The sequence below is a fragment of the Bacillus sp. AY2-1 genome (assembly GCF_008368965.1).
In the GTDB taxonomy this organism is placed as follows: domain Bacteria; phylum Bacillota; class Bacilli; order Bacillales; family Bacillaceae_G; genus Bacillus_A; species Bacillus_A thuringiensis_S.
Map to the genome: position 1 here is coordinate 50,668 of NZ_QPEL01000126.1, position 6,581 is coordinate 57,248.

Consider the following 6,581-nt stretch of genomic DNA (forward strand, 5'->3'; position numbering starts at 1 on the left):
CGAAAAGAAAATTTTAACAACAATGAAAAGAAGCTAACAATAAATTGTTAACTTCTCAACCGAAAGTAAAATACTATCTTTCCTTATCTTCTAATATCTAGGTTGTGATTGAATATTTGTAAGATGAACATCATACATATCAATGATTTCAAGAAATCTATCAGCTTCACGGAAAACATGGTCTGCCAATAATGGATGAATGATGCTCTTTATTTTACATTGCTCAATTAAATCACGTGCTGTTTTCTTAAAATCCCGAAGAGATGCAACTGACACGCGATTTTGATCTAAAAATTGATCTAAAAGAGGAGCTGTTTGGGATTGTGGTTTCATAGATTCTAAGTCAATTGCTTGATACATCAATTCATCAAAATCATTGCTAAAATTCCGTGCTGTATCTACAAGCTTTCTTTCCGATGGATCAAGAAGATGGCCAATAAATTTAGCATGGTCTGCCATAATCCTTAAAAAGAAAACATTTTCTTTAATAATAGCATCAGGAAGAGCATCTAATTTACCTTCATTTAATTGTATTAAACGTTTTCTAAAATAATCCGCTTCCCTACTTGTATGGTCAACTAAAAGTGGAAAGTTATTTTGTCCTGGCAATTTACATGTGAGAATTAATCCTAAAATTTTTCGTTTAAATCCCCAAATATTAGTTGCGGCTTGTTGTACTTCTGCATTAAATCTTTTTATTTGCTCAGGATCTGTTTCATTTGTATAGGAATGCGCTATTTGTTCAATATGTTCAAACAATCGATAAAATTGATTCGCCTCTTCGATTAGTTGAGTATCCTCGCATCTAAATCCTAAACGTAGAAAAAAAGAATGCTCCTTCATGATTCTAGACCAAAAACGAATTTCATTTAATGAACGCTCAACAAACATTACAGATGTAACACCTGTATCCGGATGTAATGAAGTTTCATCCCTATGCATTGTTAATCCCCCCCAGTAAAATCCCCGCTAGTTCCATTCTTATGAAGAAAAATATATATAAATGCCATCAATAAAAGTTTATGATGACTCTCTTATACATGTAAAATTAAACTAATATAACCTTAGCTTGATGAACATATACTGCTCCCCAGAAGAAAAAAAGCTACCACCTAGATGTAAAATCCTACTAGGTGGTAGCCTTTCAAAATTTCTATTAAAGCAATACCGAATCTTTATCACTATCCTGATTACGTTTCTCACGTTCTTCTTCTAAACGCTTCATATATACTTCGCCTTCTTTTTCAATAAACTCATTATCCATATCTTGCTCTTTTTTCGAAGTATATAAAACCATGTAGCCACTTAGTACAATCCCGACAATTACAAGATACACCCACCATGGTAAAGTTTCCAAATCACTTCATTCCTTTCCTTAGACAAGCCTTATTAGTTTCACTTTATGAGGAAAGAAGTGGATTTATGCTTAAAATTTTTATTGTGGATGCTTCGCGAAAAATGCTTGTACATATTCCATAAACTCAATTGGTTCCTGACGAAACGGTGCGTGGTATCCTTTTTCAATAATATGAAACGTACTATTTGCAAATAGCCCATGATACAGTTCACCATTTTTCCAAGAAACACTTTTATCATGTCGTCCCCATATAATTAAAGTCGGTACCTTAATTTTATCAGCTTCCATCGCAATGCGGCGCTCTCTCATTTTCGTAAGCTGGTCATAATGCTCTTTATCATCACGACTATTTTTCACTTCATTTTTATTATACTTCGTAATCTCGGTTACAGTTTGTAAGTCCGTCGATAGCGGTGGTACTTCATAACTTTCTTTTTGCTGGAAAGACTCAATTCCTGTAGCATCCGCCAAGATGAGATGCGTTACTGCATCCGGATATAAATACGCTAAATTCAAGGACATCTCTCCGCCCATCGAATGGCCAAGCACCGCAAACTGATTGTATCCGAGCTTCTTCATTAACTTATAATATAAATTCACTTGCGCAGGAAACGAATACTGAAAATCAACCGGCTTCGAAGAACGTCCAAATCCTAAAATATCAACCGCGATAATCGTATGGTCCTTTACAAGTTCCGGATAAATATCACTAAACCCATCTGAAGAACCACCAAACCCGTGAAGCATAAGTAAAGGCGGCTTCCCCTCACCAATTTGCTTAAAGTAAATCGTCTGCCCATCAATTTGCGCCATACTCTCTTTCGTATGCAGCTTCATCATAACAGTATCTTTCACTTCTTCAACCTTCGCAATCGGCTTATCAACGAAGTTACATACGATAAGCAAAACAAGCACAATACCGCTAATCAAATAAAACTTAAACCGTTTCAAAGTTCCCGTCTCCTTTCTTGAGTTGCTATTTAAAGTTTTTACATTATTTGGTTGTTTTATGTTATCCTTTTAATTGTAACTAAAACAGTTACAATTATACTAAAAAAATATAACTCACTTCTATTACTAATGGTTATTCTGTAACTATTATAGTTACATATTTAAAGTAAGTCAATTCTTTTCTCTACATGGCCTGAAAATAGAAAAAGGGACTCCATGTTGAAGTCCCTTTCTTTGTTATTATAGTTGGCTTACTCCGCCGTCGCCCCTATTATCTGCTGGTGCTCCTCCTGTGTCGCCAATGTTAACGTAGTCTGGTCTTGCTGGTGCTCCTCCGTCACCAATATTAACTGCTTGCTGTGTAGTAGAAGAAAAATTAAGTCCCAATGAAAGAATCCCTACAAAAATTAATCCTTTTGCTATTACGCCTACTTTTTTCATTATTTCAACGCCCCTTTTTCTAAATGTTTTTTCTGTGCTTGATTATTTATATAAAAATATTTACTTGCCTTTACATGGTTTTCTTCTTTATAAAATTGCATAGCTAAAATCTCAGTATATTCTTGAATACAATCCAACAAACCTTCTTTCTCAAAATATAAAATCCCATTTAAAATAGTGGATTCTAATAATACACTAGACGTCTTTTGATTCATTTCCTTTAAAATTACAAAACGGTGCTGAAATTCTTTATTTTGTATCTTATTACATATATCTAATCCTTTTTCAATTAATTCAGCGGCAGTATCGATTTTTCCAATTTTGTAATATTCACGTGCTAATACAAACATTGCTTTGAAATGTTTGGGATTACTTTTTATTACTTCTACTAAATGTCGAATTGCTAAACTCGAAAGGTTTTGACTTGCATATAACCATGCTAAATTATGACGAACCATTGTAATAAATCTTTCATTATCTATCTTTTGAAATACATCTAATGCCAAATTCAACTTCTCTTCGGCTTGTTCATATTGCTTTAAATCAATACAAGCCATTGCAAAAATATTCTCACACAAAGCAATACAAACTTCATAGCCAGGATGTTTTTCATATTCATCTTTTGCTAAACGTATTTGATCAATCGCCATCAATGGTTTATACGTTTGATAAGACAAATATGCAAATCTATAATTGAATTCAGCATGTTCCAACGAAGATGTTATATATTTAATTAATTTCCCAGCCTCTTCAAAGTGATTTTGTGACTCAATGTAATTTGATATATACATTGCATGAATACCTTTAAATAATTGATAATAATGTGTTAAAAGTGCGTCATCAGGAATTATAAAGGTATTAATTTCATCAAAACTATTCTCTGTAATACTCAAACTATCAATTAGCACATGATAACGGAATTTTAATAATGCGTGATAAAATGCCGCATACTGATCTTCTTTAATATAAATAACCTTGGACTCTATTTCCTCATTTAGTACTTTCGCTTTAACCACATCTTGTTTTAACATTGAATGATACCAATCATCCAATAAGTGTCTCATTTGCTCCCGCGTTACTACATCTGCTCCCATAAACTCGCATCCCCTTTTCTCCAAAATTAGGATTTTTATACAATTATCAAAATTGTATATTACCACTCCTTTTCTATGTATTGAAAAATAATTATCAGAAAATTTAATGTTTTAATTAATTATACCAAAGTTTTCCTTTTTAATAACTTGAGAAACAATTGTCAGAAAACTTACTAGGATAAATAAAAAAGCAAGCAGTTCCAGCACTCCGCTAAAACTACTTGCTCTCCTACTTACTATCTCTATTTTTACTCTTTAATAAATTCCTTCGTACTTCTCACTGTATCAATTGGACGAACTAATTTTTCAATTTCTTCACGTTTTGGCTCTAGGAATGGAGGTAAAGATAATTTTTCACCAAGTGTTTCGTATGGCTCATCTCCCATAAATCCTGGGCCATCTGTTGCGAATTCAAATAAAATTTGTGGTGCAACTCTTGCATATAATGATTCGAAGAAGTGACGGTTTACATATCCAGATGAAGGAAGTCCTACGCTACTGATTCTCTCAATCCATTCTTCTAATACAGCGCGATCTTCTACGCGGAATGCCGCATGGTGCACTGTACCAAAACCTTGTTGTGCTTCAGGAAGAACTGTATTATGTTCTACAATAACAGATGCACCGTTTCCGCCTTTGTTCACTTCAAATAAATAGAATTCCCCTTCTTGCGCAACCTCTTTAAATAATAGAACTTTTTCTAACACTTCTTTGAAGAAGCTAAAGTTTGCAATACGGATAAATACAGGTCCTAAACCAGTGATTGCATATTCTAATGGTACTGGCCCGTTTTGCCAAGGTGTACCTGATTCGATTCCTTTATCAAGTTCATCTGAGATTAATTGATAGTGTTGGTCATCAAAGTCAACGAAAGAAAGAGTTTTCTTACCAAATTGCTCTTTAATTCCTGTATGTTCTACTTCAAGACGGTCAAAGCGTTTCACCCAATACTCTAATGCTGCATCAGTCGGAACACGGAATGAAGTTTTTGAAATTTCATTTGTACCGTGTACTCCTTTCGGAACACCTGGGAAGTCAAAGAATGTCATATCTGTTCCTGCACTACCTTTATCATCTGCAAAGAATAAATGATACGTTTGAATGTCATCTTGGTTTACTGTTTTCTTAACTAAACGCATTCCTAAAACGTGAGTAAAAAACTCATAATTCTTTTCTGCACTACTTGTAATCGCTGTAACGTGGTGAATTCCTTTTAATTGGTTCATTTTATATTCCTCCAATGTTTTTAAATTTATATTTTCTCTCCTATTAGTTCTCTTCAATAGGTGCTAAATTCACTTCAATTTCTGCACGCTGATCTTCTAGGAACGGTGGTAAATCAAGTTTTTCTCCTAAGTGTTCCACATCTCCATCAACTGTAAATCCTGGTCCATCTGTCGCAATTTCAAAAAGGATTCCGTTTGATTCACGGAAATATAAGCTTTTAAAGTAGAAACGGTCAATGATTCCTGAAGAATGGAAGCCTCTTTGTTTCACCTGTTCTTCCCAATAGGCAAGCTCTGCATCGTTTTTCACACGAATTGCTAAATGGTGGATGCTACCGCGGCCCGGCTTTTCAGTAGGACCATCTAAATATTTCACAACGATTTCTCCAAAAGCCTCTCCTTTAATGGACTGAAAAATTGCTTCCTCTTCGCTGCGGCTAACCGCTGTATAACCAAACATCTCTGTAAGTGTACTCGCCATTTTATCAAGTCTACGAACTGTCATTTCTACAGAACCCATTCCTTGAATTTGATGCTTTGCAGGAACTTCTGATTTCTCCCAAGTTTCCCAGTGCTCTACTTTTTCCCCGTTTGAAACGAGTAGTACTAAGCGAAGACCTTCAGCATCCTCAAATTGTAAAGCAGGACGATTTGCATATGTTGTCATTTCACTATGTTTCACATCAAATTTCTCAAATCGTTCTTTCCAGTAATGTAAGCTTTCCTCTGAAGGAACGAGTAATCCAATTCGAGTAATCGCATTTGTACCGCGATATGTTCTTCCTACTAATGGAATTTCAAAAAATGATAACTCTGTACCCGGACTTCCCGTTTTATCTCCGTAAAATAAATGGTACATTGACGGATCATCTTGGTTTACTGTCATTTTCACACGACGTAATCCAAGCACATTTTTATAAAAGTGATTATTTTCATTTGCATTTTTCGTAACCATTGAAATGTGATGATGCCCTTTAATTTTATACATTGGTTATTCCTCCGTTTCGTTTTACTAGTCAAGTGATAACTAAAAAAATAATATTTCCCACAACTAATATGGTTTTTAGCTTTTCAATTTATTCTTAATTATGTTTTTGTAAATTCATCTTAGTTTTTACTGTATAAGTTACTTTGTTTTTTAATCGAAAACAACTGAGTGTATGTTTTTCATATGACTCAATCGCTTTCGTTACTATCACTTTACACCTCAAGTGATTGAAAAGCAAGAGAAAAATCTCGAATTCGAGATTTTTTTGTTAAATAACATTTAGGGTGTAAAATCTGATTATTTACGTAATTGACATTCTATTAAAACGCTCATTTACAGAAGAACATTATTCAAGTGAAGCCCTCTATAATTCAATTACAACTCCTTGAAAGTTTATGATACTATCCTGATCACACTTTTTATATTTAATGTTTTAAGGAAAAAAGCTATACTATAAGCGAAACTAAAAATCAGAAAGGAAATACCAGAACATGGAAAATTATATGCTATTTATCCTTACAGCA

7 protein-coding genes are annotated in these 6,581 nt (G+C 33.9%); all 7 read right to left on the reverse strand.

Features of this window, described 5'->3' with window-relative positions; genetic code table 11:
- Nucleotides 1–90: 90 nt before the first annotated feature.
- Nucleotides 91–942, reverse strand: a complete 852-nt coding sequence (locus DN403_RS24175; protein WP_000554479.1) for a DUF2935 domain-containing protein — start codon at nucleotides 940–942, stop codon at nucleotides 91–93.
- Between the two features lie 214 nt (nucleotides 943–1,156).
- Nucleotides 1,157–1,357 carry a sporulation YhaL family protein gene (locus tag DN403_RS24180; protein WP_000449223.1) on the reverse strand — a complete coding sequence of 67 codons (201 nt, stop codon included), beginning with the start codon at nucleotides 1,355–1,357 and terminating at the stop codon, nucleotides 1,157–1,159.
- Between the two features lie 78 nt (nucleotides 1,358–1,435).
- Nucleotides 1,436–2,308 (reverse strand): alpha/beta fold hydrolase, encoded by an 873-nt coding sequence (locus DN403_RS24185; RefSeq protein ID WP_149185819.1) that lies wholly within the window; start codon nucleotides 2,306–2,308, stop codon nucleotides 1,436–1,438.
- Between the two features lie 240 nt (nucleotides 2,309–2,548).
- Nucleotides 2,549–2,749, reverse strand: a complete 201-nt coding sequence (locus tag DN403_RS24190; RefSeq protein WP_000755466.1) for a Phr family secreted Rap phosphatase inhibitor — start codon at nucleotides 2,747–2,749, stop codon at nucleotides 2,549–2,551.
- Nucleotides 2,749–3,843 (reverse strand): response regulator aspartate phosphatase, encoded by a 1,095-nt coding sequence (locus DN403_RS24195; RefSeq protein WP_149185820.1) that lies wholly within the window; start codon nucleotides 3,841–3,843, stop codon nucleotides 2,749–2,751. Before DN403_RS24195 ends, DN403_RS24190 begins: the two co-directional genes overlap by 1 nt.
- A gap of 248 nt (nucleotides 3,844–4,091) precedes the next feature.
- Nucleotides 4,092–5,069, reverse strand: a complete 978-nt coding sequence (locus DN403_RS24200) for a ring-cleaving dioxygenase (protein ID WP_001072577.1) — start codon at nucleotides 5,067–5,069, stop codon at nucleotides 4,092–4,094.
- 43 nt (nucleotides 5,070–5,112) lie between these two features.
- Nucleotides 5,113–6,057 (reverse strand): ring-cleaving dioxygenase, encoded by a 945-nt coding sequence (locus tag DN403_RS24205; protein ID WP_149185821.1) that lies wholly within the window; start codon nucleotides 6,055–6,057, stop codon nucleotides 5,113–5,115.
- Nucleotides 6,058–6,581 lie beyond the last annotated feature (524 nt).